At 52.9% G+C, this 815-nt stretch carries 3 tRNA genes; all 3 read right to left on the reverse strand.

Going from position 1 to position 815, the window contains the following annotated elements:
* Positions 1-188 precede the first annotated feature (188 nt).
* The 3 genes from WG89_RS28855 to WG89_RS28865 all read right to left on the reverse strand — a co-directional run bounded on the left by WG89_RS28855 (position 189) and on the right by WG89_RS28865 (position 771).
* Positions 189-265 (reverse strand) — tRNA-Met (locus WG89_RS28855).
* Between the two features lie 177 nt (positions 266-442).
* A tRNA-Met gene (locus WG89_RS28860) sits at positions 443-519 on the reverse strand.
* Between the two features lie 175 nt (positions 520-694).
* Positions 695-771, reverse strand: a tRNA-Met gene (locus WG89_RS28865).
* Positions 772-815: the final 44 nt, after the last annotated feature.

The following is an 815-nucleotide window of genomic DNA, read 5'->3' on the forward strand; positions in this document are numbered from 1 at the left end:
AAATGCCGCGCATTCCTCCACCCTCAACGACAAGTGCCGTTTTGTTGGGTGATTTGACCTTTTGTTTCTGCATCGAGATTCCAAACAGCCATGAACAACATTAATCATCTCTCATGCCGCTTGCTTCAGGGAGCGGCAAAGAAAAATTTTACACAAAAAAATAAAGCCGGATAAACCGGCTTATTATTTGGTAGCGGGAGCCGGATTCGAACCGACGACCTTCGGGTTATGAGCCCGACGAGCTACCAGGCTGCTCCATCCCGCACCGAAATCTGTCCAGCAATTGTCTGGTAATCAACTGCCGTTGAAATAAGTTGGTAGAGGGAGCCGGATTCGAACCGACGACCTTCGGGTTATGAGCCCGACGAGCTACCCGGCTGCTCCATCCCGCACCGAAATCTGTGTAGCAGTTGTCTGGAAGTCACTTGCCGTTGTAATAAGTTGGTAGCGGGAGCCGGATTCGAACCGACGACCTTCGGGTTATGAGCCCGACGAGCTACCAGGCTGCTCCATCCCGCACCAAATCTTTTCAGCAAAYGKCTGGTARTCAATTGCCGTTGAATAAGTTGGTAGCGGGAGCCGGMTTCGAACCGACGACCTTCGGGTTATGAGCCCGACTAGCTTCCAGGATAAGCCGGCCCGCGACGAGCTCAGGCGTGCAATTGGCTGGTAGATGAGTATCAGTGTCATTAGTTGGTAGCGGGAGCCGGATTCGAACCGACGACCTTCGGGTTATGAGCCCGACGAGCTACCAGGCTGCTCCATCCCGCACCGAAACTGTTTGGCTGCGACAGTAAGCAGTAAATGATCCAAAC

Source organism: Endozoicomonas arenosclerae, assembly GCF_001562015.1.
GTDB lineage: Bacteria > Pseudomonadota > Gammaproteobacteria > Pseudomonadales > Endozoicomonadaceae > Endozoicomonas_A > Endozoicomonas_A arenosclerae.